This is a genomic window from Streptomyces sp. NBC_01571 (assembly GCF_026339875.1).
Lineage (GTDB): Bacteria > Actinomycetota > Actinomycetes > Streptomycetales > Streptomycetaceae > Streptomyces.
On sequence record NZ_JAPEPZ010000001.1, the window covers coordinates 6,099,679 to 6,124,124 of the forward strand.

Genomic DNA, 24,446 nt, shown 5'->3' on the forward strand with positions numbered 1-24,446 from the left:
AAGACCGAAGCCTTATGGCTACCACTTCACTTGACCTGGCCAGGGTCCGCAACATCGGGATCATGGCCCACATCGACGCGGGCAAGACGACCACCACCGAGCGGATCCTCTTCTACACCGGCGTCAGCTACAAGATCGGTGAGGTCCACGACGGCGCTGCCACCATGGACTGGATGGAGCAGGAGCAGGAGCGTGGCATCACGATCACCTCTGCTGCCACCACCTGTCACTGGCCGCTTGAGGACAACGACTACACGATCAACATCATCGACACCCCGGGTCACGTCGACTTCACGGTCGAGGTGGAGCGTTCGCTCCGCGTCCTCGACGGTGCCGTCACGGTGTTCGACGGTGTCGCCGGTGTCGAGCCGCAGTCGGAGACGGTGTGGCGTCAGGCCGACCGTTACGGCGTGCCGCGCATCTGCTTCGTGAACAAGCTGGACCGTACGGGCGCCGAGTTCCACCGCTGCGTGGACATGATCTCGGACCGCCTGGGCGCTCAGCCGCTGGTCATGCAGCTCCCGATCGGTGCCGAGATGGACTTCAAGGGCGTTGTGGACCTGGTCCGCATGAAGGCGCTCGTGTGGTCCGCCGAGGCGGCGAAGGGCGAGATGTACGACGTCGTCGACATCCCGGCCACGCACACCGAGGCCGCCGAGGAGTGGCGCGGCAAGCTGATCGAGGCCGTCGCGGAGAACGACGAAGAGATCATGGAGCTGTACCTGGAGGGCCAGGAGCCCACCGAGGAGCAGCTGTACGCCGCGATCCGTCGCATCACCATCGCGTCCGGCAAGTCCAACGACACCACGGTCACCCCGGTGTTCTGTGGCACCGCGTTCAAGAACAAGGGCGTCCAGCCCCTGCTCGACGCGGTCGTGCGCTACCTGCCGACCCCGCTTGACGTCGAGGCCATCGAGGGCCACGACGTGAAGGACCCCGAGGTCGTCGTCAAGCGCAAGCCGTCCGTGGACGAGCCGCTCTCCGCGCTCGCGTTCAAGATCATGAGCGACCCGCACCTGGGCAAGCTCACCTTCGTCCGGGTGTACTCGGGCCGCCTGGAGTCCGGCAGCGCTGTGCTGAACTCCGTCAAGGGCAAGAAGGAGCGCATCGGCAAGATCTACCGCATGCACGCGAACAAGCGTGAGGAGATCGAGGCGGTGGGCGCCGGCGACATCGTCGCCGTCATGGGCCTGAAGCAGACCACCACCGGTGAGACGCTGTCGGACGACAAGAACCCGGTCATCCTGGAGTCCATGGACTTCCCGGCGCCGGTCATTCAGGTCGCCATCGAGCCCAAGTCCAAGGGTGACCAGGAGAAGCTGGGTGTCGCCATCCAGCGTCTCGCGGAGGAGGACCCCTCCTTCCAGGTTCACTCGGACGAGGAGACCGGCCAGACCATCATCGGCGGTATGGGCGAACTGCACCTCGAGGTGCTGGTCGACCGTATGCGCCGTGAGTTCAAGGTCGAGGCCAACGTCGGCAAGCCGCAGGTCGCGTACCGCGAGACGATCCGCAAGGCCGTCGAGCGTCACGACTACACGCACAAGAAGCAGACCGGTGGTACCGGTCAGTTCGCCAAGGTGCAGATCGCGATCGAGCCCATCGAGGGCGGCGAGGCGTCGTACGAGTTCGTGAACAAGGTCACCGGTGGCCGTATCCCGCGGGAGTACATCCCGTCGGTGGACGCCGGCGCGCAGGAGGCCATGCAGTTCGGCATCCTGGCGGGCTACGAGATGACGGGCGTTCGCGTCATTCTTCTCGACGGTGGCTACCACGAGGTCGACTCCTCCGAGCTCGCGTTCAAGATCGCCGGTTCGCAGGCCTTCAAGGAGGCCGCGCGCAAGGCCAGCCCTGTGCTGCTCGAGCCGATGATGGCCGTCGAGGTCACCACGCCCGAGGACTACATGGGTGAGGTCATCGGCGACATCAACTCCCGCCGTGGTCAGATCCAGGCCATGGAGGAGCGGGCCGGTGCCCGCGTCGTGAAGGGCCTCGTGCCCCTCTCGGAGATGTTCGGCTACGTCGGAGACCTCCGCAGCAAAACGTCGGGTCGCGCAAGCTACTCGATGCAGTTCGACTCCTACGCCGAGGTTCCGCGGAACGTCGCCGAGGAGATCATCGCGAAGGCCAAGGGCGAGTAACGCACACCGTTTGCACGCTTTAGGCTTGACACCGACCGCCGGGGTTCAACCGGTAAGGGAGAATCCCGGCGGGCGGCACCCCAGCAAAGATCACCTGGCGCCGATGAGTAAGGCGTACAGAACCACTCCGTAGGAGGACCCCAGTGGCGAAGGCGAAGTTCGAGCGGACTAAGCCGCACGTCAACATCGGCACCATCGGTCACATCGACCACGGTAAGACGACCCTCACGGCCGCCATTACCAAGGTGCTGCATGACGCGTTTCCGGACCTGAACGAGGCCTCGGCCTTCGACCAGATCGACAAGGCTCCTGAGGAGCGCCAGCGCGGTATCACCATCTCCATCGCGCACGTCGAGTACCAGACGGAGACCCGTCACTACGCCCACGTCGACTGCCCCGGTCACGCGGACTACATCAAGAACATGATCACGGGTGCGGCGCAGATGGACGGCGCCATCCTCGTTGTCGCCGCCACGGACGGCCCGATGCCGCAGACCAAGGAGCACGTGCTCCTGGCCCGCCAGGTCGGCGTTCCGTACATCGTCGTCGCCCTGAACAAGGCCGACATGGTGGACGACGAGGAGATCCTGGAGCTCGTCGAGCTCGAGGTCCGTGAGCTGCTCTCCGAGTACGAGTTCCCGGGCGACGACCTGCCGGTCGTCAAGGTCTCGGCGCTCAAGGCCCTTGAGGGCGACAAGGAGTGGGGCCAGTCCGTCCTCGACCTGATGAAGGCCGTCGACGAGAACATCCCGCAGCCCGAGCGTGACGTCGACAAGCCGTTCCTGATGCCGATCGAGGACGTCTTCACGATCACCGGTCGTGGCACCGTCGTCACCGGTCGTATCGAGCGTGGTGTCCTCAAGGTCAACGAGACCGTTGACATCGTGGGCATCAAGCAGGAGAAGACCACCACCACGGTCACCGGCATCGAGATGTTCCGCAAGCTGCTCGACGAGGGTCAGGCGGGCGAGAACGTCGGTCTGCTCCTCCGTGGCATCAAGCGCGAGGACGTCGAGCGCGGCCAGGTCATCATCAAGCCCGGTTCGGTCACGCCGCACACCGAGTTCGAGGCCCAGGCCTACATCCTGTCCAAGGACGAGGGCGGCCGTCACACGCCGTTCTTCAACAACTACCGTCCCCAGTTCTACTTCCGTACGACGGACGTGACGGGCGTTGTGACCCTCCCCGAGGGCACCGAGATGGTCATGCCGGGCGACAACACTGAGATGACGGTCTCCCTCATCCAGCCCGTCGCCATGGAGGAGGGCCTGAAGTTCGCCATCCGTGAGGGTGGCCGGACCGTGGGCGCCGGCCAGGTCATCAAGATCAACAAGTAGTCCTTGTCGATCTGATCTCCTGGTAGCTCCTCGCGAGCTCCTTGGAAGGGCCCGTACGACTTCGGTCGTACGGGCCCTTTCGCGTTCCGGACACGAAGGGGCGCCCCCGGGAATCCCCGGGGGCGCCCGTCCGAGACGTCACCTCATGTCCCGCCGGCTCGCCTCACCAGGCGACGGGCAACGCCAGCGGGCCGCGGATCATCGTGCGCTGCCGGAAGGGAACCTGATCGGCGGGCACGGCGAGGCGCAGGCCGGGCAGGCGGTCCAGCAGAGTGCCGATCAGCAGCTCGATCTGCATACGGGAGAAGACCGCGCCCGTGCAGAAGTGCGGACCGTTGCCGAACGCCACGTGCGCGCCGGCGTCCCGGTCGAGGTCGATCCGGTCGGGGTCGGGGAAGACCGCCGGATCACGGTTCGCGGCGAGGTACGAGACGTACACGGCGTCACCCGCGCGGATGCGGACACCCTGGAGGTCGACGTCCTCCGTGGCGATCCGGGGCAGGCCGACCGCAGCCCGGTGCGGGATGTAGCGCAGGAGTTCCTCGATGGCCGCGGGGCGCGACGCGGGGTCGCTGCGGAGGCGCTCCAGCAGGTCGGGACGGGTCAGCAGGAGATAGAACATCTGGCCGGAGTTGTTGGTCACGGCCTCTCCGCCGATCTGCAGCGGGCCGGCGACGCTGACCGCCTCCTCCTCGCCGAGCTCGCCTCGCCGCACGGCGGCACCGAGCAGCGACAGGACGTCCTCGCCGTCACCCCCGCCCTCGTTGTCGCGGCGGTCGCGGACGGCCTGTCCGATCCACCCGAACAGCCCCTTCTTGGCGAGCTCGGCGGCATCGGCGCCACCCGCCGTGGAGATGATCTCCCGCGTCCAGGCGTGCAGCTTCTGCCGTTCGTCCAGGGGCACGCCCATGACCTCGCAGACGACCGAGATCGGGAAGGGCTCGAGGACCCGCGCGATGAGATCGGCGGGCGACCCGTCCCGCACCATGTCGTCGACCAGGGCGTCGAGCATCTCCTGCGCACGGGGGCGCAGCCGCTTGACCGCGCTCACTGTGTAGGCGGCCGAGACGGCGTGCCGCAGCCGGTTGTGGTCGGGCTGGTCGGCCCACGCCAGCGCGCCGGGCCGCGGCGCGAAGTGCGGCGCCAGCCGGGTGACCTGGCGGACAGCGGCCTCCGCCCGGCTGAACCGGGGGTCGTTCGTGATCATCTTCACGTCGTCGTGACGCGTCGCCAGCCACGCCCAGCCCTCCCCGTGCGGCAGCCGGATCCGCGTCAGCGGCCCCTCCCGCATCAGCTCCGCGAGCACCGGTTCGAACTCGGTGGCGTTCAGCTCGCCGGCGGGCCAGTCCCGCACAGGGGGAAGGGGCTGCTCGGGCCGCTCGGGGAGGGTGACGGTTTCTTCTGCCATGCGTTCAGCATCGTCGGGCGGGGGTGAGGTGTCGCGCGGGAGTGCTCCAGGCGGAGTGGTGGCGGGCTACGTCTGCTGGGGAGGGCGGATTGCCGCCGGGCAGGTCACAGCCCCGACTGCTCTGCTCCCGTCTTCGAGTACGCCGAAGTCGAGGAGTGTGTCGGCGCCGCCCGGAGCCGGCGCGGTTCTTCAGGGCTGCTGCCCGGCGGCCCGGTGGCCTTGTCGAGGTGTCGCATGAGGCCCTTGAGCTCGTCTCTCCACGGCCGGGGTACGGGTATGGGCAACAAGATCCTCGGCATCAGAGAGCGGACCGGCAGTCGCGGCAGCGCCCGGGTGCGGGGGAGCGGAAGGCGCGGTCGCAGCCCTCGCAGTTCCGGAGCGGATGCCGTGCGGCCGGGAGCGACGTGGGCACGCGGAACGGCGGCGGAGGTGGCAACTGCGCGGTGAGTCGGTGGGCGAGGAGGGCGGCCGGGCGGCGCAGGTCCTCGGGTGGCAGGTCCGTGGTCAGTGCGTGTCGTACGGCGGAGGGGGTGAGGTCCCGTTCCAGCCAGGCGGCGACGCCGGGGGCCAGATGCTCGGTGTCCGTGGTGGAGAGAAGGAGGCGGGGGTCGTGGCGGCGGAGGCCGGCGAGGAGGTCGGTGGCGGTCCGGAGCAGGGTGGGGGAGGGGTACGCGGGCCGGGGCACGGCGGGGAGGAGCTTGCGGGGCGGCCGTCTCTCCGTGGTGGCCGGCCGGACGGCAGGGTTCCTGGGGGTGACGGCGGCCGTCCCGCGGGGTCCGGGCTGGTTGCAGGAGATCGTGCGGGTGACGATCCGGCCGCCGGGGGTGCGCTCGCGGGTGCGTCGGAGGTAGCCGTGGGTTTCGAGTTCGCGCAGGGCGGCGGCGATACGGGTGGGGCCCTCGGGGAAGCGGGCGGCGAGGGTCTTGATGTCGACGCGGGCGCCTGTCGGGAGCGACTGGATGTAGACGGCCAGCCCGATCGCGAGTCCTGAAAGCTCGGGGTGTTGGGCGAGGTGGTTGCCGATCACCGTGAAGCGGGTGGTGTGGCGGGAGTTGTCGTGGATGACACCGCCGGGACGGGCGTGCGGCTGCGTGCCCCTGTGGTGATTTTTGCCCGCGATACGGGACTGGGCGCGCCGGGGCGCGCTAGGGTTTTGCGTATCCATCAGGAAGGTCCTCTTCTTCCTCGGTGGTCAGGCCCTCGCATCGGGATGGCAGTCCCGGCGGGGGCCGTTGCATGTCTGCGGTTGTGCTGTGTCGCGCTGAGCGTAGGGCAGGCAACCGGTCCCAAATCCAGCCGAGTTGGGCATATTCACTCGCGGGAGTGAGTTGGCGCGACAGACGGGAGGGAGGGGTGGGGCTTGGTGGGGTTCTTTCCCTCTCGTGTTTCTTGGGGAAGGGCGCAGGCCGCACCGGAGCACGACCCGCTGTGATCCGGTGGGGGGAGGCCGAGTTGCGCCTGGACGGTCTCGCGCGGAACAGGATCGAGTCGGACTGTCGCCGGCCCACAGCTCAGGCCGGGGACGGGGCCGGGGCTCGCGCCACGGCCATGGACGGCCTTCGTGCCGTACGCCTCCGAAGGCCGACCCACAGGGGCACTTGGAACACTCCCGCTCCCTCATATGAGTACGGGCACTCATGTGCCGTGTCCTGCGGCGAGGTTGAGTGGAGCCATGCTCTTCGTCACCGCCCCCGGCGACCGGCCGGGTCGCGCCTCGGAATGGCCCGATTCCGGTCACTCTCCGCCAGGGGCCGGCTGTGGACTGTCACAGCTGATAGCTAGAGTTGCCGGTGAAGCTTCGGCTGTTTTGGCTGTACGGGGGAGAGATCGTGTTGCCGAGTGAGAGCGGGGCGGCGCCCGGACCGTCGTCGTGGGCATCGGGCGTGTTCGACGCGGCGCGGGACGCTGTCGGTGACGTGGTCACCGAGCTGTCGTCGTTCACGAAGTTCCGGAAGCGCGTCGACGACCTGATCCGCGACCTCAAGGGTTCGGCGGCCGGCCCCGGCGAGGTGGGCCAGGAGCAGCTGGTGCGGCACCAGTTCGGCGGTGGAGCGGGCGCGTGGACGGAGGCGTCCGGCCTGTTCACCTCGTACGAGACGGTGATCACCGAGCTGGAGAGCCTGTCGAAGCTGCTGTCCGATTCGATGGAGGGCATGAACATCGCGGTGCTGGCCGCGCACAAGGGCTACCAGAACATCGACCTGGACATCCGCGACCGTATGCAGGCGATCAGCGCGGAGACGACGAAGCACTACGGGGGGAGCTACGACCCCGCGCTGCCGAAGAAGACCCACGAAGGCGGCACCGGGTCGAAGCCGGCCCAGACACCTTCAGGCGGCGACTCGGGAGGCACGATCTGATGTCCGGCAAGGGGACCGGCGACGGTACGTCTTTCGAGGGCATGAGCCACGAGCAGATGCTCGCGTGGCTGGACCAGGCGAACGCCGGCACGGTGCAGGGCGCCGCCGACCGGCTGATCGCCGCAGCCAAGGAGATCCGCAAGATCGCGGAGGAGCTCAAGGTCCGTCCGCAGTACGTGGAGTGGAAGGGCGAGGGCGCGGACGCGTTCCGCACGTGGAGCGGCGACTTGGCCAACTCGACTTTGCGCTTGGGTGATTTCAGCGAGGGCGCCGCGAAGTGGCTGGGCGAGGCCTCGGGAGCGATCGCCACGGCGCAGGCGTCCATTCCGCGCGACAAGGCCGGCGCACAGGCGAACCTGGACGCGGCCCAAGCGGTGCACAACGACCCGGACGCGGCGACGGTGAGCAGCAAGTCCGCAAGTGAACTCGCGGCGCTGGCAACGGACAAGGAGAAGGTGCGGCAGGAGGCGGCCGCGCAGATGCGGAAGCTGGGCCAGACGTACTCGCTGTCGGCCACGCAGCTGGACGGGCTGGAGAGGCCCAAGTTTCCGCCGCCGCCCCAGGCTTTGGTTCCGCCGGAATCCCGTGGACTTCATGACGGGAGCGGCATCGCTCGACCTGGCGGTAGTACTACTGGTCAAGTCTCCCCGTCGGCTGCCGCGGGCTCTCGTACCGTGGCGTGGGAGTCCTCCACGCACTCGGATGTCGCCGCCGCGCCACAGCTGGGCCGGAGGCATCAGGGCACCGAGGCGCCCGAGCTCCCAACAGGGGAGGAGACCCCGCCTCCTCGGATGGACGTCGACTCCGCGGGCACACTGCCGCACGCGTCGCATACACCGGTGAGCGGGACCAGTGGCCTACCCAGCGCAGGTCGGGCGGAAAGTGTTGCGGCAATGCAGCCCGGGAACGTTCCCCCGCTGTTCGGCACCAGTACGGGAGTCCCTGTGGGCTCCGCGGGTCCGGGACGTATGACAGGCACAGTCGGTCCGGCGGGTCAGGGACGGGCGGCAGCCGGTGCGGCGGGACCAGCCCGGTCGGCGGTCACTGGACGGACACCCTCCCCGCCCGGCCAAGGCACCCCTATGGCGAATCCCAGAGGCACGCAGAACCCGAGCGCGCGCGGAGTTGTCGGAGGCCGTCCGACTCGACCTCCCGCGGGCAGGTCGGCGGGGGCGATCCCGCGCGGAACGGTGGTGGGGCCTGAGGGCACGACTGTACGTGGCTCGATGGGCCCCGAAGTCGGCAGCGCTCCCGCTGGTCGAGCAGCCGGCCGACAGGGGCAGATCCCCGGTCGCGGGCCAGTTTCTCCCACCGGGGGAATCATGGGCGGCGGCCCGCAGCAGACAGGCCGTGTCGCAGCTCGCACACCAGCGCCGGGTAATGCTGGTGGGCGAGCTAATTCGGGTGCCGCCGTGAGAGACGGCATCTCAGGCGGTACACCCAATGCCGGACGTCCGGGCAAAGACCGCAGCACCGGCGCGCCCCGTACGGCACAGTCGGCATCCTCATCTCGCACAAGTGGCAAGGGCGGACGGCCCGACCGGCAGGTCGAGAATGACAAGCCCCGGCAAGAGGAACGCCGCCATACCACCCGCCCGGACGCCGACTGACTGCCTGAGAAAGGCGAAGAGGAAACGCATGCTCATCAGCCGTACTCGCAGTACTCGACGTGGGCGCCGCAAGTCAGCGACAACAGCGGTGCTTGGCCTACTGCTGGCGAGCACCGCAGTCGTCCCGGCCTACGCGGAATCGACGCGCGAGCAGCAGTGGTTCCTCGACGCCATGAAGGCGGAGCAGATGTGGCAGACCAGTACCGGCAAGGGCATCACGGTTGCCGTGATCGACTCCGGAGTGGACCCGGTCAATCCGGACCTGAAAGGCCGCATCCTGCCGGGCAAGGACTTCGCGACGGGCCAGCCGGGAGACGAGCACGTCGATTATGAGGGCCACGGCACGGGAATGGCGGGACTGATCGCCGGAACCGGAGCGTACGGCGGCGGAAAGGGCGCCTTCGGGCTCGCGCCCGGAGCCAAGATCCTCCCAATCCGGATGCCCAAAGCCGAAACAGCGGCCAACCAGGCCGAGGCAAGCAAGCGGTTCAACGAGGTTGCCCCGAGGGCGATCCGCTACGCAGCGGAGTCGGGAGCACAGGTCATCAATATTTCGCTGGGGCAGGCGGAGGGATCGACAGAGTTGACAGCGGCAGTGAAATACGCCTTGGAGAAGGGGTCGTTGATTTTCGCTGCGGTTGGAAACAGCGGAAACAAGGGAAACCAGGTCGAGTATCCGGCTGCGACTCCGGGAGTGGTCGGCATAGGGGCGGTGGGCAAGGACCTACGCAAGACCGCCGAGTCCGAGTTCGGTCCGCAGGTGGACATGGCCGCTCCGGGGGAGGACATGGTGGAGGCGTGCGGAACCGAAACTGGCCTGTGCAAGAGCCACGGCACCAGCGACGCCACCGCCCTGGCCTCCGCCAGCGCCGCCCTCATCTGGTCCAAGCATCCGACCTGGACTAATAACCAGGTCCTGCGCGTCATGCTCAACACCATCGGCGGCCCCACGGACGGCACGAAGCGCAACGACTCCATCGGCTACGGCATCGTGCGCCCCCGCATCGCCCTTCAAAACCCGGGCAATCCGGGCCCTGCCCATGCCTATCCGCTCCCGGACTTCCCGGCCACGGCCTCGACATCGCCTTCTCCGGGTGCTGCGGCCTCCAAGGGACCTGCTGCTCCTGCAAAGGGCGGCAAGGCGGCAGCCGAAGCCTCCTCCGAGGACAACGACCAGAGCATCCTTTGGATCGCGCTGGGCGTCGGTGTCGTAATCCTCGGCGGAGCAGTAACCGCCGCCATCATCGGCAAACGTCGACGGTCCATTGCATAGCCGCTGTTGTCGGTAACGCAGTCTGGACATACGGCCGCTCTGCGCCGGAACACCCCGTCAGATGAGTGGTTGTAAAGGGAATGTAATGGCTCGGGATCCATCACGGCGAGGCTCTGGCTGGTTGATAGCCTGACAGGCGCACGCCAATTGAGCGCAACGGGGGAAGGTATTCATGGCTGAGTCTGCAGGAGAGCAGCACATAGTCAGCAGCGAGGCTGTACGCCCGGTCGGCATGCGGCTGAACCAACTCCCCGCAGACCCGGGCGGTGGGGCTCCTGGCGGTCAACCGGATCTGGCGTCGTCGCCTGCCGAGAAGCGGGCCGCGGCTCGCGCCATCGAACTGCACATCGAGCCCGACACCCGGAAGTCAGGTGACTGGGCGGACGGGGAGACCGGCGCCGCCGTCAAGGCATTCGGGCCCAAGGATGGCCACGGATGGTTCACCTCAGGATGCCTCAAGAAGGCACACGAGACGTGGGGCGAACAGGTTCAGAACCTCATGAACCGGCTCGCGTCTGAGAAAGCGGCCTTGGGGAGCACCAACATCTTGCTGCAGAGCACGGACCTCGGAGTCGGGGCAGGCGTGCGCGGGGTGTCTCCGATCGACGAGTACTGACCGAAGCGCGGTTGTCCTCACCGCCATCGTGACCGACTCGAAGGCCAACGCAGACAACGGGGATCCATGCCGACGTACCACGAGATCATGACGACTGACCTGGCCACGCTCACCACGGCCGCTGAGCGCTGGGACGGTATGGCGAAGGAGTTCCACAAGCAGGAGACGGCGTACAAGCGGGATGTGTACGGCATATCCATGGGCCGGACGTGGACGGGACTGAGCGCTGACGCCGCCAACAGACGCTTCGATGTCACGCGGAAAGAGTTCCAGAACGCCCAGACCGAGGCCAAGGCGATCGCCTCCCTGCTGCGTGACGCGCACACGCAGTTCGTGGACCTGCGCAAAAAACTGGAGGCGGCTCGGGACGAAGCCCTAGCGAAGGGCATGAAGGTCTCGGACCAGGGCGTGATCTCGTACGACACCGAGAAGCTGAGCCAGGGGGATCGGACCGCTCTTGCTCACGACCCTGATTACCAAGAGAGCATTCGCAAGAGTGTCAGTTCGTGGCAGCAGCGCATCGACCAGTTGGTCGGGGACGTGGACGACGCCGACAAGGGCGTCGAGGTTGCCTTCAAAGCCGTCGTGATCGACTCCGACGTCAACGACGGCACTCTCAACGGTTTCAACGGGAAGGCCCAGGGCGACATCGAGAAGTACGAGGCGGACGAGGCCAGGGACATCGCGCTGCGCATCGATACCGGGAAGGCGTCCGCGCACGACTACCAGGAACTGCAGCAGCTCTTCCATGACAATTCGGGCGACATGGCGTTCAGCCAGACCTTGCTTGATGACCTCGGCGCGCGCAGGACGTTGAAGCTCGCCAACGACCTCGACAGCCTCGCCCACTACGACGACAAGAAGCACAGCAGCCAGTACCTGGACATCCAGAAGGGCCTCGCGACAACGCTGGCGACTGCGACGCGTGACCCGAATACCTCCTTCTACAAGCACTTTCGTGCGGAAATGCAGAAGGCTGGAACCGAGGAATTCAAGGTGGACGGCCTCAGCCCGATTCCGGATGAGAAGGTCCGGGGCTATCAGAGCCTGGTCACCTTGATGCAGCAGGGGCACGGTTATTCCGGCCAGTTCCTCGAGGACACCGCGGACGACATCCGGCACGCGGAGGAGTCGTACACGGTCAAGGGGCACACCGAGTCCATCTGGGCCCTGCGGGACAACTTCACTGGCAGGGATCGGGGTTGGTTCGCCAACGACCCGCTCGACGGTGTCCTCGGCATCATGTCCGATGGCCCGGCGACCAGCACCGAGTACCTGGATCCGGCGCACAACGACAATCTGGAGTACCTGCTCCACGGGCGGGACTGGGACACCGTTATCGACCATTACGCGACCCCGCCCGGTGGCACCACGACAGGTCCGCCGGTCGTCGTCGAGGACGGCGACGTCCGCAAGGGGTTCGGCGCCGCTCTGGAGGCCGCTACGACCGGGGGCGCGCCGGGCGCCTATCACGCGGTCGGAGAGCACACTCTGCCCCAGGCCCGCATCCTGCAGCACACCATCAACACCCTGTACTCGGCGGATCAAGCACAAGAACTGCCGAAGAATCTCGCCACGCCCTTGGCGCACATCCTGACGTCGTACACGCCCGACACGCACGGCATCTACGCGGAGTCGTCGTCGCGCTACGACATCGACTGGGACAGTTCGGGTTCCGTCTGGAACGACAAGGACGGAGCGCACCTCGCTGTGGGGCACCAACGCCTCGCCGCCGTCATGCGGGGCATCGCCGACGATCCGGAGGCCTTCGGGCATCTCTACGGGGCGGAGCAGCAGTACTCGCACCATGTCCTGGCCGGTATTCCCCAGGACGCCGGTGACAAGACGATCCACGACCGCATCGTCGACAGCTCGCGCGCCATGGGTGCCTACGATGGCGTACGGTCCGACGTCATCTTCGACGAACGGTTCAAGAAGACGCAGTGGGCCGCCGACTTCAACCACGGTCTGGGCACCTCCCTAAGCACGGCACTGATGTTCAATCCCGTGTCCGATCTCAGCCCCGTCGGAGACCTCGCCACGAAGACCGTCGATGTGTGGGCGTACGAGTCCAACAAGGAGCATGTGGCCGAGGCGAACCTCGCTGCCACCCAGAAAAACGCCGAGACCTACGATGCCGGCCAGCACGATGTGGAGCACATGGTCAGGGCGTGGGCGAACAGTCGCGGCCACGGCATCGACAGTGACTACACGCAGTTCTTTGTCCACGCAGGTCAGGATCAGTACGACTTCGGCCGCAATCACACGCTCAACACCCTTCGTAGCGACCGCTGAACGCCGCAGGGAACAGCCCTCGACAGAATGAGCACGATGCAGATCAACTCCAGGCTCCGACGCATACACGCAGGCTGGTACGTGGGGGCATTCGTCCTCGTCCTAGGCGTCGTGGCCCAGGTGCTGTACAGCACCGGGGCATACGACTCCTGGCGGAACGGCCGCTCACTGGACCAGGCCTGCGACGGCACGCTGGCCCAAGGCGGACTCGACGCCGCCCTGGGCTCCTCGAACCTGCGGGCCGGATCACTTGATTCCGGCGGTGACTACCTGGCTCAGTGCTCGGTGAAGACCACGGAGTCCGGCGTGCGGGGTGGCACCCTGCAGATCAAACTGCGCTGGAGCAGCGACACGCCCCCCTCCGGCACCCTCGCGCGGTACGACTCCGACACCGACGGAGTCGAGGGCCAGGCGGCACCGCTCGGCAACGGCTGGCCTGGCATCGTCATCGACCAAGGGTTCCCGCAGGTCGTGGTCGCGCTTGACTGCCAGAACCAGAGAAGTAGGGCTCTCGTCGCCTACGGTGACCTTCATGCCTCGAACAACGGCCCCGCACTCACCGGGCTGGGGCTGGTGATCACGGAGACTGCCCAGAAAGCGGCTGCCCAGTACGGGTGTCGGGCGAGGACCGGGAAGCAGCTCACTCAGGTGTCCGCCCCCACGCTCGGTAAGTCCCTTACGGCCAAACCACTGGCGCAGGCGCAGGGCTCCTGCGCCGCGCTTCGAGAGCCGGCTTCCGCGGCGGCGGAGAGCGGCACGCCCTCGATCATGGAGTATCCCGCGGATACGCGGGCTCCGCAGGTGAACTGTTACCTCGTCACACCGGCCAAGAAGCCTGGATACGGCCTGTACGCCTACTACGGTGCCGCCGCCAAGGACTTCCTTGCGAGTGAGGGTCGCAATCTCAAGGAGGGGTACGGCCCCACCCACAAGGACAACGACTACGCCTGGGCCACCGCGAAGTGCCCTCAGTCCACGCAGCCTGCCGTGTTCGTGCTGTATCACCTCTACGACAGGGACACTGGCACCTACCCGGTCCGTCACTACTCCGCCCGATTCGCCGCGTCCGCGGTGACGGCGTTCGCCGACCACGAGGCGAAACAGCGCGGCTGCACCGACGTGCAGATGGCATCCCAGCCTTAAGGGCCTGTCCGGTGGATCAGGGAACAGGGGAGCAACAGTGCCTCATGAACAAGCGCAAGCGAGCGTGCCGAGCGTGGGGAATCCGATGTCGCACAGCCAGACCTCCATAGGCTGATCCGATGGGCCTTTTCGACAAACTGACCGGCACCAAATACCCGGACAGCGGTGTTGCACCGCGCTCCGCCGAGGAGGTCCGGGCCGCGCTTTTTGCGCTCAACGGGCCGGACGCGCCGTTCCGCGTGCGGAACGCTCTCCCTGCCGAGAAGGCCGACCTGGTGGCGGAGTGCCGGATTCCGCGGGTGGGCGTGACCCTCAAGACCCGGATGCGCCTGATCCCTGAGAAGCATGAGGTGCGTTTCCTGGACGAGCGGTGGGAGAACCGTTCGTCCGACCAGGCCAATGCGCAGTACGGACGTGGGCACGCACCCGCGGTGTACCAGCAGTGGAAGACTGAGCAGGGTCCTGACGGCCGTCGGCGCAAGGTCGAGACGTTCCGCTTTGACACGCGGCAGATGACGGACCCCCTGCGGAGCGCGGTCCTCGGCGCAGGGTGGACCTCGCGGGGAGTCCTCAAGCTCTGATCGGCCGGTGGGGACAAGGGGCCGGGCGAAGAAGTCCGCGGTCACCGGCACCTTGATTCTCCACACCGGCTCCGTCAGCCCGTCCGTGCGGCTCAGGCGAGGGGCAAGGTGCCGGGCGGCCCGGCTGTGCGGTGTCCGGTCCGAGCCGCCAAGGACGCCTCCGGCATCGCGACGGACGTTCGTGAACTTCGGGCCGGGGCATTGCGCGACGTTCCCGGCCGCCACTGCAACGAGCTTGAAGTGCGCATAACTGGAGTGAGTGTGGAGTCGGCGGGATGTTGAGTACACATACTCATGCTCGCGGTGCGGCCCGCCGCGGACGATGCTGGACATGACACAGAGAAACACCAGCTTCGGGCGGCGCCGCAAGGCGATCAACGTCTTGGCCGCGGTGCTGGCCTCCGTCGTGGCGTGCGGCGGTGTGGTGTGGGTCGTCCTGGGACTGGACCGGTTCCTGGAGGGTGATCCGTACCCAGTGGCGGACCCGGCGGCAACGGCGCAGCGGCTGGACGGCCACACCCAGCACGTCTACGACGCACTGAGGTTGTCCGATGTGGAACTGGTCGACAACTGGCCCGGGGGTGGCGTGGAGACAGACGGCTCCAGCTGCTACTACCGGGGGTTCAGCAACCTGTCCAAGCAGTTGAGCGACTCCCCGCCGAGCGTTCCGGGCGTGGTCGACGTGGACAGTGAGTGGGCGCTCAAGGGGGTTTCCCCGGTAGAGGCGAAGGCGGCGCTTCAGCGTGCGAAGGGCGAGTTGGTCCGGCAGGGGTGGAAGGTCAGCTCGTACGAGGAGAGCAAGTTCCGGAACGAGCTGAGCATGCGGCCCCCGGGGACCGATGACACCGTCTCGATCGAGGCGTATCCCGGTGACCGTCTCGGGGTGAGTGCGTATGCCGGATGTGCGCGCTATCCGTCGGGCACTCCCATGGGCGCGTACGGCGACCCGGAGCTCCCGAGCCAGCAGTCGCCTGTCCAGCTGCGCCGCTGAAACGCCTCAACGGGCCTGCGAGTACGTAGGTTGGTCGGCCGGAGCCGGGTCATCGGGAAGCCCCTTGGCTCAAGCGCGGCGCATGATGCCGTTCTCGGGTGAAATGAGCCAGCGGAAGTGGTCGACCAGAGGTCCCACGACCCCCGGGTCACGCAGTGCTACTCCAAGTTCGATGTTGTCGGTCGGGGCTCGGTCGGTGAGGTTGGCGCTGCCGAGCAACGCAGTGTGCCGGTCGGCGGCGATCAACTTGGCGTGCAGTACGCCCGTGGAAGCCCCCCCGGTGCCAGAGGGCCCCCTTGGACGGTAGCGCGGCGAAGGCAGTTGATGCCCGTGTGGACTCCTCCAGCAGGAGGTCCACACAACTCCTCGGCCGACCGCCTCCGCTATCTCCGCCACGACATCCCCCGCGCCATGGGCGGCGAAGCCGGCGATCAGCAGAGAGGTGTCCGCCGAGCGAATGACTTCATGCGCCACCCCACTTGCCAATCTGGCAGGTATCGCCGTGCTGAGAGGACCGGTCACGACCGGCTGGGCGGGCCGAGGGTGAGGTGGCGCCTCGGAGAGCGGCGAGGGCCAGGCCGGCAGCCGGCTGGGTGGATATGAAGCGATCAAGTAGAGGGTCGTCCGGTCCGGTGACCGTCTGGAAGATATGTTCCCACGCCACCAAACGGTCCTCCGGGAGTCGGTCGCACAGAGCCGCCAGCAGGCGCGGGAGATCGGACGACCGGTTGTTGCTCCGCGCGGCGGGGACGGAGAAGCGGCCTGCTTCACCTGCCGCACTGGGCGGATGACCATCGGGTTCGACCGGGCCGCGCTCTTCCGTGGCAGCTCCGGGGTCAGCCCGGCGGGGCAGACGATCAGCATGAGCGAGCCGTGGACCCACCAACCGCGGCTGATCGTCTCCATCGACTGGCTGAAGCGCGATCGCCCACGTCGCCCGCGACCAGCCGGCTGGTACGCGGCATGGACAGATCTCAGACCACGGGATCCAGCTGGTAGTCCCGGATCTCCACGCCGGAGCTGAAAGGAGCCTGGAGCGCCGTCTTGTCGGCGGAGGCGATGGCACCCCAGCGCATGGCGTCCAGACAAGCGTCCAGCCGCCCCAGCTCGTCGAAGCCGCCGCTGGGCAACAGCAGCTCGTACTGGTATTGGACGTCAGTCGCCTGCTCCAGTCCCACACCACCCCCAATTCCTCGTCCCGGTCGTCGCTCTCCAGCGAGGACCGGGTGATCAGGTTGTTGGGTCGGCGGCCTCGGCGGCACGCGCCGGGTCGTCGCTTGCGCCGGTTGAGCGGACGACGTCGGTGACCACCCAGGGGCGGTTGCGCATGGTCACGCGCTGGCCTGGGGCTGGTGTTCCGGTGTCCTGTGCCTCTGCGTTGACCGGATCCTCCAGCTGCACAGTCATGTCGCTCGTCCCCCAGCCCTCACAGGCACCGGTTTCTATGGCGCGGGTAGAGCTTGGGGCCGGAAAGCACGGTGGGACCCGGGTCGGGCGCATATGCCCCGAGCGGAGAAGCGCGCGGGCGCGCCCCCGCACCCAGGGTTTGACCCACGTCACCCAAGGGGTACGATCCTCGGCTCGATTGGCCAGCCCCCCGCCCCGTATGGCAGACTAGCGGGGTTGCTCGGTCGAGTGCCGATGCTGCGCGCCTCCCGCCGGGGGGACCGGAAGCGAGTCCCACAGTACTCGTCGCCCCATCTGTCGTAAGGCAGCGCTGGAGCGGACGTACGGGAATCTTCCGGGAAGTGTCAGCGGGGTGCAGACCAGGCGCCCGGTGGGTGTTCAGCCCCCGGTCCCGCGGTTGTCTTTTGGGCTGAGCCGCGTCCCTGAGCAGGGAAATCCTTTGCGGATATCTGTGCGGCAGGAGCGCGACACACCCGACCGCGTGGGTCGGAGGCAAGGAACGCGAACCCCCGGGTTCCAGAGCGTTTCACGAGACAAAGGACTACTGAGTAGCCATGGCGGGACAGAAGATCCGCATCCGGCTCAAGGCCTACGACCACGAGGTCATCGATTCCTCGGCGAAGAAGATCGTCGAGACGGTGACGCGCACTGGTGCGTCGGTCGCGGGCCCGGTGCCGCTGCCCACTGAGAAGAACGTGTACTGCGTCATCAAGTCGCCGCACAAGTACAAGGACTCGCGCGAGCACTTCGAGATGCGCACGCACAAGCGCCTGATCGACATCCTCGACCCCACGCCCAAGACCGTTGACTCTCTGATGCGACTCGACCTCCCGGCCGGTGTCGACATCGAGATCAAGCTCTAAGGGCCGGTGATCTGAGAATGGGTAAGCAGATCAAGGGCATCCTGGGCGAGAAGCTCGGCATGACGCAGGTGTGGGACGAGAACAACCGCGTTGTTCCCGTCACCGTCGTCAAGGCCGGGCCGAATGTCGTGACCCAGGTTCGTACGAATGACTCCGACGGCTACGAGTCGGTCCAGATCGCCTTCGGCGAGATCGACCCGCGCAAGGTGAACAAGCCCCTCAAGGGCCACTTCGCCAAGGCCGACGTCACTCCCCGCCGTCACCTCGTCGAGATCCGTACCGCTGACGCCAGCGAGTACACCCTCGGCCAGGAGATCACCGCCGAGACCTTCGAGGCCGGCATCAAGGTGGACGTGACCGGCAAGAGCAAGGGCAAGGGCTTCGCCGGTGTCATGAAGCGTCACAACTTCAAGGGCCTCGGCGCCGGACACGGCACCCAGCGCAAGCACCGCTCGCCCGGCTCCATCGGTGGCTGCGCCACCCCGGGTCGTGTGTTCAAGGGCCTCCGCATGGCGGGTCGCATGGGCAACGAGCGGGTCACCACCCAGAACCTGACCGTTCACGCCGTTGACGCGGAGAAGGGCCTGCTCCTCATCAAGGGCGCGGTTCCTGGTCCGAACGGCGGCCTCGTCCTGGTCCGCACCGCGGCCAAGGGGGCCTGAGGACTATGAGCACCATTGACATTCTGTCGCCCTCCGGCGACACCGCCGGGACCGTTGAGCTCCCGGCCGAGATCTTCGACGTAGAGAAGATCAGCATCCCGCTGCTTCACCAGGTCGTCGTCGCGCAGCTGGCCGCCGCCCGTCAGGGCACGCACAAGGTCAAGCGTCGTGGCGAGGTCCGCGGTGGTGGTAAGAAGCCTTACCGCCAGAAGGGCACCGGCCGCGCGCGCCAGGGTTCGACCCGTGCGCCGCAGTTCGCCGGCGGTGGCGTCGTCCACGGCCCCACCCCGCGTGACTACTCGCAGCGGACCCCGAAGAAGATGAAGGCCGCGGCCCTGCGCCACGCCCTCACCGACCGGGCCCGCAACGCTCGCATCCACGTCATCACCGGCGTGATCGAGGGCGAGACCCCCTCCACCAAGGCCGCGAAGAGCTTCCTCGGCAAGGTCAGCGAGCGCAAGAACGTGCTCCTGGTCATCGAGCGCTCCGACGAGGCCGCGCTGCTTTCCGCGCGCAACCTGCCCCAGGTCCACATCCTGGAGCCGGGCCAGCTGAACACGTACGACGTTCTCGTCTCGGACGACGTGGTCTTCACCCAGGCCGCTTTCGAGTCCTTCGTGTCTGGCCCCCAGGCCGCTGACACCGAAGGGAGCGAAGCCTGATGGCTACGCGTCACCCGAGCATTGCCTCGAAGGCCGCCAAGGCCAAGAAGGTCGCGCGCGTCGCCAAGGCGAAGCGCCACGAGGCCGAGGGCAAGAACACCGTAGAGACGCCGATGAGCAAGAGCTTCACGGACCACCGTGACGTTCTGCTCAAGCCGGTCGTCTCCGAGAAGAGCTACGCGCTGCTCGACGAGGGCAAGTACACCTTCGTCGTCGCGCCGGGCGCCAACAAGACCCAGATCAAGCAGGCCGTCCAGGCGGTCTTCTCGGTCAAGGTCACCGGCGTCAACACGATCAACCGTCAGGGTAAGCGCAAGCGGACCAAGAGCGGTTTCGGTAAGCGTGCTGACACCAAGCGCGCCATCGTGACCCTCGCTGAGGGCGACCGTATCGACATCTTCGGCCAGGCCTCCTAACGGAGCGCCCTGGTCCGAATATCGGACGAGGACTGAGAAATGGGAATCCGCAAGTACAAGCCGACTACGCCGGGCCGTCGTGGCTCCAGCGTCGCCGACTTCGTCGAGGTCACGCGGTCCACGCCGGAGAAGTCGCTGGTCCGCCCGCTGCACAGCAAGGGCGGCCGTAACAACGCCGGTCGTGTGACCGTTCGCCACCAGGGTGGCGGACACAAGCGCGCCTACCGAGTGATCGACTTCCGTCGTCACGACAAGGACGGCGTGCCGGCGAAGGTCGCGCACATCGAGTACGACCCCAACCGCACCGCGCGCATCGCGCTGCTGCACTACGCCGACGGCGAGAAGCGCTACATCCTCGCCCCGCGCAACCTGCAGCAGGGTGACCGCGTGGAGAACGGTCCCGGGGCCGACATCAAGCCGGGCAACAACCTGGCCCTCCGCAACATCCCGGTCGGTACCACGATCCACGCGATCGAGATCCGTCCCGGTGGCGGTGCCAAGTTCGCCCGCTCCGCCGGTGCCTCGGTGCAGCTGCTCGCGAAGGAGGGCACCATGGCCCACCTCCGCATGCCTTCCGGTGAGATCCGCCTGGTCGACCAGCGCTGCCGCGCCACGGTCGGCGAGGTCGGCAACGCCGAGCAGAGCAACATCAACTGGGGTAAGGCCGGCCGTAAGCGCTGGCTGGGCGTTCGCCCGACCGTCCGCGGTGTGGCGATGAACCCGGTTGACCACCCGCACGGTGGTGGTGAGGGCAAGACCTCCGGTGGTCGCCACCCGGTCTCCCCGTGGGGTCAGAAGGAGGGTCGTACTCGTTCGCCGAAGAAGGCTTCGAACAAGTACATCGTCCGCCGCCGCAAGACGAACAAGAAGCGCTAGGAGCGGGTTTAGATGCCGCGCAGTCTCAAGAAGGGGCCCTTCGTCGACGACCACCTGATCAAGAAGGTGGACGTACAGAACGAAGCCGGTACCAAGAACGTCATCAAGACCTGGTCCCGTCGCTCGATGATCATCCCGGCCATGCTCGGTCACACGATCGCGGTGCACAACGGCAAGATCCACATCCCGGTGTTTGTCACCGAGTCGATGGTCGGCCACAAGCTCGGCGAGTTCTCGCCGACGCGCACCTTCCGGGGTCACGTCAAGGACGACCGGAAGTCGAAGCGCCGCTAACGCGGGGTGGAATGACCATGACAGACACTGGAAGGACAACCATGGAAGCCAGGGCCCAGGCGCGGTACATCCGCGTTACGCCCATGAAGGCCCGCCGCGTGGTGGACCTTATCCGTGGCATGGATGCCACGGAGGCTCAGGCGGTCCTGCGTTTCGCCCCGCAGGCCGCGAGCGTGCCGGTCGGCAAGGTGCTTGACAGCGCCATTGCCAACGCCGCACACAACTACGACCACACCGACGCCGGCAGCCTCGTCATCTCCGAGGCGTACGTCGACGAGGGTCCGACCCTGAAGCGGTTCCGTCCGCGTGCCCAGGGCCGCGCCTACCGGATCCGCAAGCGGACCAGCCACATCACCGTGGTCGTCAGCAGCAAGGAAGGAACCCGGTAATGGGCCAGAAGGTTAACCCGCATGGGTTCCGGCTCGGCATCACCACGGACTTCAAGTCCCGCTGGTACGCCGACAAGCTGTACAAGGACTACGTCAAGGAAGACGTCGCCATCCGTCGGATGATGACGTCCGGCATGGAGCGCGCCGGCATCTCGAAGGTTGAGATCGAGCGCACCCGTGACCGTGTGCGGGTGGACATCCACACCGCGCGTCCGGGCATCGTCATCGGCCGCCGTGGCGCCGAGGCCGACCGCATCCGCGGTGACCTCGAGAAGCTCACGGGCAAGCAGGTCCAGCTGAACATCCTCGAGGTCAAGAACCCCGAGACCGATGCTCAGCTGGTCGCCCAGGCCGTTGCCGAGCAGCTGTCGTCCCGCGTCTCCTTCCGCCGTGCCATGCGCAAGAGCATGCAGTCGGCGATGAAGGCGGGCGCCAAGGGCATCAAGATCCAGTGCGGTGGCCGCCTCGGCGGCGCCGAGATGTCCCGCTCGGAGTTCTACCGCGAGGGCCGTGTGCCCCTGCACACGCTCCGTGCGAACGTCGACTACGGCTTCTTCGAGGCCAAGACGACCTTCGGCCGTATCGGTGTGAAGGTCTGGATCTACAAGGGCGACGTCAAGAACATCGCCGAGGTCCGCGCCGAGAACGCCGCTGCCCGTGCCGGCAACCGCCCGGCCCGTGGTGGCAACGACCGCCCGGCCGGCCGTGGTGGCCGTGGTGGCGAGCGTGGCGGTCGCGGTCGTAAGCCGCAGCAGGCTCCCGCTGCCGAGGCCCCCAAGGCCGAGGCTCCGGCTGCCGCTCCGGCTGAGAGCACCGGAACGGAGGCCTGACCGACATGCTGATCCCCCGTAGGGTCAAGCACCGCAAGCAGCACCACCCGAAGCGCCGTGGTCAGGCCAAGGGCGGTACGCAGGTTTCGTTCGGCGAGTACGGCATTCAGGCCCTCACGCCGGCGTACGTGACGAACCGCCAGATCGAGGCCGCTCGTATCGCGATGACCCGTCACATCAAGCGTGGCGGCAAGGTCTGGATCAACATCTACCCGGACCGCCCGCTGACCAAGAAGCCTGCCGAGACCCGCATGGGTTCCGGTAAGGGTTCTCCCGAGTGGTGGGTCGCGAACGTGCACCCGGGCCGGGTCATGTTCGAACTGTCCTACCCCAACGAGAAGATCGCCCGTGAGGCTCTGACTCGCGCAGCCCACAAGCTGCCGATGAAGTGCCGGATCGTCAAGCGCGAGGCAGGTGAAGCGTGATGTCGGCCGGTACCAAGGCGTCCGAGCTGCGCGAACTGGGTGACGAGGAGCTTCTCGCGAAGCTTCGCGAAGCCAAGGAAGAGCTGTTCAACCTCCGCTTCCAGGCGGCGACCGGTCAGCTCGAGAACCACGGTCGGCTCAAGGCCGTCCGCAAGGACATCGCGCGGATCTACACCCTGATGCGTGAGCGCGAGCTGGGCATCGAAACGGTGGAGAGCGCCTGATGAGCGAGAGCAACGTGACTGAGACCAACGAGCAGCGCGGTTTCCGCAAGACCCGTGAGGGTCTGGTCGTCAGCGACAAGATGGACAAGACCGTCGTCGTCGCCGTCGAGGACCGCGTCAAGCACGCCCTGTACGGCAAGGTCATCCGCCGTACGAGCAAGCTCAAGGCCCACGACGAGCAGAACGCCGCGGGTATCGGCGACCGCGTCCTCCTCATGGAGACGCGTCCGCTGTCCGCGACGAAGCGCTGGCGCATCGTCGAGATCCTCGAGAAGGCCAAGTAATTACCTGAGGGGTTTCCCTCAGGTTCGTTCCGCCAGGCTCGGGGCGGGGCCGCCGTAAGGTCGGCCCCGCCCCGGGAACCGGCAGACAAATCAGGAGATAGACGTGATCCAGCAGGAGTCGCGACTGCGTGTCGCCGACAACACTGGTGCGAAGGAGATCCTTTGCATCCGTGTGCTCGGTGGCTCCGGTCGCCGCTACGCGGGCATCGGTGACGTCATCGTCGCCACCGTCAAGGACGCGATCCCCGGTGGCAACGTGAAGAAGGGTGACGTCATCAAGGCCGTCATCGTTCGCACCGTCAAGGAGCGCCGCCGTCCGGACGGCTCGTACATCCGCTTCGACGAGAACGCCGCCGTCATTCTGAAGAACGACGGCGACCCTCGCGGCACCCGTATCTTCGGCCCTGTCGGCCGTGAGCTGCGCGAGAAGAAGTTCATGAAGATCATCTCGCTCGCGCCGGAGGTGCTGTAAGCATGAAGATCAAGAAGGGTGACACGGTTCAGGTCATCACCGGCAAGGACAAGGGCAAGCAGGGCAAGGTCATTGCCGCTTACCCGCGCGACGAGCGCGTCCTGGTCGAGGGTGTCAACCGGGTCAAGAAGCACACCAAGGCCGGCCCGACCGCCAGCGGTTCGCAGGCCGGCGGCATCGTGACGACCGAGGCCCCGATCCACGTGAGCAACGTTCAGCTCGTCGTGGAGAAGGACGGCAACAAGGTCGTCACGCGTGTCGGTTACCGCTTCGACGACGAGGGCAACAAGATCCGCGTTGCCAAGCGGACGGGTGAGGACATCTGATGGCTACCACCACCACTCCGCGTCTCAAGACGAAGTACCGCGAGGAGATCGCGGCGAAGCTGCAGGAAGAGTTCTCCTACGAGAACGTCATGCAGACGCCGGGCCTCGTCAAGATCGTGGTCAACATGGGTGTCGGCGACGCCGCCCGTGACTCGAAGCTCATGGACGGTGCCGTCCGTGACCTGACCACCATCACCGGTCAGAAGCCGGCCATCACCAAGGCCCGCAAGTCCATCGCGCAGTTCAAGCTGCGTGAGGGTCAGCCGATCGGTGCCCACGTCACGCTCCGTGGCGACCGCATGTGGGAGTTCCTGGACCGCACCCTGTCGCTCGCGCTGCCGCGCATCCGCGACTTCCGCGGTCTGTCCCCCAAGCAGTTCGACGGCCGTGGCAACTACACCTTCGGTCTCACGGAGCAGGTCATGTTCCACGAGATCGACCAGGACAAGATCGACCGCGTCCGGGGTATGGACATCACCGTGGTGACCACGGCGACCAACGACGCTGAGGGCCGTGCCCTTCTCCGTCACCTCGGCTTCCCCTTCAAGGAGGCGTAAGCGA

28 protein-coding genes are annotated in these 24,446 nt (G+C 66.9%); 23 read left to right on the forward strand and 5 right to left on the reverse strand.

Annotated elements, in window-relative coordinates:
- The first annotated feature begins 14 nt into the window (after window positions 1-14).
- Together fusA and tuf are read left to right on the forward strand one after the other, a co-directional pair.
- On the forward strand, window positions 15-2,141 hold the full coding sequence (gene fusA / locus OHB41_RS27610) for an elongation factor G (RefSeq protein WP_266700837.1): 2,127 nt from the start codon (window positions 15-17) through the stop codon (window positions 2,139-2,141).
- A 143-nt stretch (window positions 2,142-2,284) separates the two neighbouring features.
- On the forward strand, window positions 2,285-3,478 hold the full coding sequence (tuf, locus tag OHB41_RS27615) for an elongation factor Tu (protein WP_153289127.1): 1,194 nt from the start codon (window positions 2,285-2,287) through the stop codon (window positions 3,476-3,478).
- 163 nt (window positions 3,479-3,641) lie between these two features.
- On the opposite strand, the gene OHB41_RS27620 is transcribed toward tuf, so the two are convergent.
- Together OHB41_RS27620 and OHB41_RS27625 are read right to left on the reverse strand one after the other, a co-directional pair.
- Window positions 3,642-4,886, reverse strand: coding sequence for a cytochrome P450 (locus tag OHB41_RS27620; RefSeq protein ID WP_266700838.1), 1,245 nt, complete (start codon window positions 4,884-4,886; stop codon window positions 3,642-3,644).
- Between the two features lie 298 nt (window positions 4,887-5,184).
- Entirely contained in the window at window positions 5,185-6,051 is an 867-nt protein-coding gene (locus OHB41_RS27625; RefSeq protein WP_266700839.1) for a helix-turn-helix domain-containing protein, read from the reverse strand.
- A gap of 664 nt (window positions 6,052-6,715) precedes the next feature.
- Here OHB41_RS27625 and OHB41_RS27630 point away from each other — a divergent pair.
- The 7 genes from OHB41_RS27630 to OHB41_RS27660 all read left to right on the forward strand — a co-directional run bounded on the left by OHB41_RS27630 (window position 6,716) and on the right by OHB41_RS27660 (window position 15,755).
- Window positions 6,716-7,246, forward strand: a complete 531-nt coding sequence (locus OHB41_RS27630) for a DUF2563 family protein (protein WP_266700840.1) — start codon at window positions 6,716-6,718, stop codon at window positions 7,244-7,246.
- Window positions 7,247-8,884: 1,638 nt separating this feature from the next.
- The gene (mycP, locus tag OHB41_RS27635) at window positions 8,885-10,129 is read left to right on the forward strand and encodes a type VII secretion-associated serine protease mycosin (RefSeq protein ID WP_266700841.1); all 1,245 of its coding nucleotides are present in this window, start codon (window positions 8,885-8,887) and stop codon (window positions 10,127-10,129) included.
- A gap of 172 nt (window positions 10,130-10,301) precedes the next feature.
- Entirely contained in the window at window positions 10,302-10,745 is a 444-nt protein-coding gene (locus tag OHB41_RS27640; RefSeq protein WP_266700842.1) for a hypothetical protein, read from the forward strand.
- Window positions 10,746-10,832: 87 nt separating this feature from the next.
- Window positions 10,833-13,040, forward strand: coding sequence for a hypothetical protein (locus OHB41_RS27645; RefSeq protein ID WP_266700843.1), 2,208 nt, complete (start codon window positions 10,833-10,835; stop codon window positions 13,038-13,040).
- A gap of 27 nt (window positions 13,041-13,067) precedes the next feature.
- Window positions 13,068-14,183, forward strand: coding sequence for a hypothetical protein (locus OHB41_RS27650; RefSeq protein WP_266700844.1), 1,116 nt, complete (start codon window positions 13,068-13,070; stop codon window positions 14,181-14,183).
- Between the two features lie 119 nt (window positions 14,184-14,302).
- Entirely contained in the window at window positions 14,303-14,764 is a 462-nt protein-coding gene (locus OHB41_RS27655; protein WP_266700845.1) for a hypothetical protein, read from the forward strand.
- A gap of 331 nt (window positions 14,765-15,095) precedes the next feature.
- On the forward strand, window positions 15,096-15,755 hold the full coding sequence (locus OHB41_RS27660; protein WP_266700846.1) for a hypothetical protein: 660 nt from the start codon (window positions 15,096-15,098) through the stop codon (window positions 15,753-15,755).
- 69 nt (window positions 15,756-15,824) lie between these two features.
- On the opposite strand, the gene OHB41_RS52360 is transcribed toward OHB41_RS27660, so the two are convergent.
- The 3 genes from OHB41_RS52360 to OHB41_RS27670 form a co-directional block, all read right to left on the reverse strand.
- Window positions 15,825-16,661 carry a phospholipase D-like domain-containing protein gene (locus OHB41_RS52360; RefSeq protein WP_353962906.1) on the reverse strand — a complete coding sequence of 279 codons (837 nt, stop codon included), beginning with the start codon at window positions 16,659-16,661 and terminating at the stop codon, window positions 15,825-15,827.
- A 68-nt stretch (window positions 16,662-16,729) separates the two neighbouring features.
- Window positions 16,730-16,933, reverse strand: coding sequence for a hypothetical protein (locus OHB41_RS27665; RefSeq protein WP_266700847.1), 204 nt, complete (start codon window positions 16,931-16,933; stop codon window positions 16,730-16,732).
- A gap of 52 nt (window positions 16,934-16,985) precedes the next feature.
- The gene (locus tag OHB41_RS27670) at window positions 16,986-17,162 is read right to left on the reverse strand and encodes a hypothetical protein (RefSeq protein WP_266700848.1); all 177 of its coding nucleotides are present in this window, start codon (window positions 17,160-17,162) and stop codon (window positions 16,986-16,988) included.
- A gap of 554 nt (window positions 17,163-17,716) precedes the next feature.
- On the opposite strand from OHB41_RS27670, the gene rpsJ reads away from it, so the two are divergent.
- From rpsJ to rplE, 14 genes are all read left to right on the forward strand, one after another.
- Window positions 17,717-18,025 (forward strand): 30S ribosomal protein S10, encoded by a 309-nt coding sequence (gene rpsJ / locus OHB41_RS27675; RefSeq protein ID WP_003948644.1) that lies wholly within the window; start codon window positions 17,717-17,719, stop codon window positions 18,023-18,025.
- A gap of 17 nt (window positions 18,026-18,042) precedes the next feature.
- The gene (rplC, locus tag OHB41_RS27680) at window positions 18,043-18,687 is read left to right on the forward strand and encodes a 50S ribosomal protein L3 (protein ID WP_266700849.1); all 645 of its coding nucleotides are present in this window, start codon (window positions 18,043-18,045) and stop codon (window positions 18,685-18,687) included.
- 5 nt (window positions 18,688-18,692) lie between these two features.
- A complete protein-coding gene (rplD, locus tag OHB41_RS27685; RefSeq protein ID WP_037747970.1) occupies window positions 18,693-19,349 on the forward strand; it encodes a 50S ribosomal protein L4 in 657 nt (218 codons plus the stop codon).
- The gene (gene rplW / locus OHB41_RS27690; protein WP_168529647.1) at window positions 19,349-19,765 is read left to right on the forward strand and encodes a 50S ribosomal protein L23; all 417 of its coding nucleotides are present in this window, start codon (window positions 19,349-19,351) and stop codon (window positions 19,763-19,765) included. Before rplD ends, rplW begins: the two co-directional genes overlap by 1 nt.
- A 39-nt stretch (window positions 19,766-19,804) precedes the next feature.
- Window positions 19,805-20,641 carry a 50S ribosomal protein L2 gene (rplB, locus tag OHB41_RS27695; protein ID WP_030039757.1) on the forward strand — a complete coding sequence of 279 codons (837 nt, stop codon included), beginning with the start codon at window positions 19,805-19,807 and terminating at the stop codon, window positions 20,639-20,641.
- A gap of 12 nt (window positions 20,642-20,653) precedes the next feature.
- A complete protein-coding gene (gene rpsS / locus OHB41_RS27700) occupies window positions 20,654-20,935 on the forward strand; it encodes a 30S ribosomal protein S19 (RefSeq protein ID WP_168529651.1) in 282 nt (93 codons plus the stop codon).
- 41 nt (window positions 20,936-20,976) lie between these two features.
- Window positions 20,977-21,324: a 50S ribosomal protein L22 gene (rplV, locus tag OHB41_RS27705; protein ID WP_006604878.1), complete on the forward strand. Its 348-nt coding sequence runs from the start codon at window positions 20,977-20,979 to the stop codon at window positions 21,322-21,324.
- Window positions 21,324-22,154, forward strand: coding sequence for a 30S ribosomal protein S3 (gene rpsC, locus OHB41_RS27710; protein WP_266700850.1), 831 nt, complete (start codon window positions 21,324-21,326; stop codon window positions 22,152-22,154). Before rplV ends, rpsC begins: the two co-directional genes overlap by 1 nt.
- A gap of 5 nt (window positions 22,155-22,159) precedes the next feature.
- A complete protein-coding gene (gene rplP / locus OHB41_RS27715) occupies window positions 22,160-22,579 on the forward strand; it encodes a 50S ribosomal protein L16 (protein ID WP_099500627.1) in 420 nt (139 codons plus the stop codon).
- Window positions 22,579-22,803 carry a 50S ribosomal protein L29 gene (gene rpmC, locus OHB41_RS27720; protein WP_003998824.1) on the forward strand — a complete coding sequence of 75 codons (225 nt, stop codon included), beginning with the start codon at window positions 22,579-22,581 and terminating at the stop codon, window positions 22,801-22,803. Before rplP ends, rpmC begins: the two co-directional genes overlap by 1 nt.
- Window positions 22,803-23,087, forward strand: a complete 285-nt coding sequence (gene rpsQ, locus OHB41_RS27725) for a 30S ribosomal protein S17 (protein ID WP_148010025.1) — start codon at window positions 22,803-22,805, stop codon at window positions 23,085-23,087. Before rpmC ends, rpsQ begins: the two co-directional genes overlap by 1 nt.
- Window positions 23,088-23,190: 103 nt before the next feature.
- Complete coding sequence (rplN, locus tag OHB41_RS27730; protein ID WP_003992364.1) at window positions 23,191-23,559, forward strand: 50S ribosomal protein L14; 369 nt, start codon at window positions 23,191-23,193, stop codon at window positions 23,557-23,559.
- Between the two features lie 2 nt (window positions 23,560-23,561).
- Window positions 23,562-23,885, forward strand: coding sequence for a 50S ribosomal protein L24 (gene rplX, locus OHB41_RS27735; RefSeq protein WP_060901494.1), 324 nt, complete (start codon window positions 23,562-23,564; stop codon window positions 23,883-23,885).
- Window positions 23,885-24,442, forward strand: a complete 558-nt coding sequence (gene rplE / locus OHB41_RS27740; protein ID WP_148010026.1) for a 50S ribosomal protein L5 — start codon at window positions 23,885-23,887, stop codon at window positions 24,440-24,442. The genes rplX and rplE overlap by 1 nt, the downstream gene beginning before the upstream one ends.
- Window positions 24,443-24,446 lie beyond the last annotated feature (4 nt).